We start from the raw sequence: 2319 nt of genomic DNA on the forward strand, positions 1-2319 counted from the left end.
GCTAGGATCCGGGCTGGATTTTCGAAATATACACATTGCGTATAAACTTGCGGCCCATGAACATGCCGCAGCAAGTGCTTCTCCGCGACGCGATGCGTCAGCTCAACATGACGCGCGATGCCTTCGCCGAGCGCATCGGCAGCCGCCGCAGGGCGCTCGACGCCTGGCTGCTGCCCGACGAGTCGAACGAATTCCGGGCCATGCCCGAGGTGGCGCGGCGCTTCGTGAGCGAGATCCTGGCCTCCAGCGGGCGTCCTGGTGAATATACGCAGAGCGCACAGGATGGCACGCTGCGCCGGTCGCTCCATGTCGACGGCGCGCAGCACCTGCTGTCGGTGGCCCAGTTCGACCGCGAGGCCATCGACGAGCTGTTCCGGCTCGCCGACGTGATGCAGCCGATCGCGCGCCGCCGCAAGGTCAGCCGCGTGCTCGAGGGCGCGGTGCTGGCCAACCTGTTCTTCGAGGCCAGCACGCGCACGCGCGTGAGCTTCGGCGCGGCCTTCTGCCGGCTCGGCGGCTCGGTCTGCGACACGACGGGATTCACCTTCTCCTCGATGGCCAAGGGCGAATCGATCCGCGACACCAGCCGCGTGATCAGCGGCTATGCCGACGCGATCGTGGTGCGCCATCCCGAACAGGGATCGGTCGCCGAATTCGCGCGCGCCACCAACGTGCCGGTCATCAACGGCGGCGACGGGCCGGGCGAGCATCCGAGCCAGGCGCTGCTCGACCTCTACACCATCCAGCGCGAGTTCTCGCGCCTGGGCAAGCTGGTCGACGGCGCGCATGTCGCGATGGTCGGCGACCTCAAGTACGGCCGCACGGTGCATTCGCTGATCAAGCTGCTCGCGCTGTACCGCGGCCTGAAGTTCACGCTGGTCGCACCGCCGCAGCTCGCGATGCCGGCGGAGATCGTGGAGCTGGTGAGCCGCAATGGCCACGTGGTCGAGACGGCCACCGCGCCGGCGCAGGCGCTGGCCGGCGCCGACGTGGTCTACGCGACGCGCATCCAGAAGGAGCGCTTCGCGCACGACGAGGTGCTGGAGGGCTTCGACCAGGCCTTCGCGATCGACCGCGCGCTGGTCGATGCGGCGTGCAGGAAGGACGTGGTGCTGATGCATCCGCTGCCGCGCGACGGCCGCCCGGGCTCGCACGACCTGAGCACGGATCTCGACAACGATCCGCGGCTGGCGATCTTCCGCCAGACCGACAACGGCATCCCGGTGCGCATGGCCATCTTCGCCACGCTGCTGGGCGTGGACCGGCTCGTGAGCCGCTCGATGCGCGACGCGGCCTGGACGCCGCCCTCGCACATCGGCCCCGACGACAGCAGCTTCCACGGCCTCGACTGAGGCTGGCGCGAAACCGCCATCGAGCGCGGGTAAGCTCGCCGCCCATGAAGCGCAACACCACCGCCAAGTCCACCAGCGTTCCCCCCGCCGCGAACGGCAAGGCCCCGGCCACCGAGGCCTCCGGCGGCGCCCCGGTGTTCGCGGTGCTCGCGCGCATCGAGACCCTCTGGTCCTCGCTCGGCCCGGTGGGCCAGCGCATCGCCGACTTCATCGTGAAGAACCCGCGCGAGGTGGTCCACATGTCGGTCAGCGAGGTGGCCGAGCGCACCGGCTCGAGCGAGGGCAGCATCGTCGGCCTGTGCAAGAACCTCGGCGCCACCGGCTTCCAGCAGATCAAGATCGCGCTGGCACAGGAGATCGTGCGGCCGGTGCAGTTCATCCACGAGGACCTCGATCCGCAGGACGCGGCCGAGGCGGTGATCCGCAAGATCTTCCAGAGCAACGTGCAGACCCTGCACGACACGCAGGCCACGCTCGACGCCGGTTCGATGGAACGCGCGGTGAAGCTGCTGCGCGACGCCGAGCGCATCGAGATCTACGGCATCGGCAGCTCGGCCACCATCGCCGAGGACGCGCACTACCGCATGCTGCGCATCGGCCTCAACGCGAAGGTGGTGGTCGATTCGCATGTGCAGGCGATCAGCGCCTCGCTCACCGACTCGCGGGTGGCGGTGCTGACCATCTCGCACTCGGGCAGCACGCACGAGACCGTGACCGCGACGCGGCTGGCCAAGGAGGCCGGCGCCTCGACCGTGTGCATCACCAACTTCGGCAAGTCGCCGATCCAGGCCTTCTCGGACGTGCTGCTGTTCACCATGGCGCGCGAGACCAACTTCCGCACCGAGGCCATGACCAGCCGCCTCGCGCAGCTCGCGATCATCGACGTGCTGATCGCCTGCCTGGCGCTGTCGGACTACGACACCTCGGTGCGCACGCTGCGCCAGACCTTCGACGTGCTGTCGCTCAA

2 protein-coding genes are annotated in these 2319 nt (G+C 68.8%); both read left to right on the forward strand.

What is annotated here, in order from left to right; genetic code table 11:
• Positions 1-56: 56 nt before the first annotated feature.
• Entirely contained in the window at positions 57-1352 is a 1296-nt protein-coding gene (locus tag AC27VN_RS39200) for an aspartate carbamoyltransferase (RefSeq protein WP_490880171.1), read from the forward strand.
• A gap of 44 nt (positions 1353-1396) precedes the next feature.
• Positions 1397-2319, forward strand: a 923-nt coding sequence (locus tag AC27VN_RS39205) for a MurR/RpiR family transcriptional regulator (protein WP_490880172.1), incomplete at its 3' end; no start/stop codon positions are given.

It is taken from the genome of Variovorax sp. 20P10.2.4, from assembly GCF_058244205.1.

Coding starts and splice junctions, on each gene's coding strand:
- AC27VN_RS39200 (WP_490880171.1), top strand. CDS start 57: ATGAACATGCCGCAGCAAGTGCTTCTCCGCGACGCGATGCGTCAGCTC.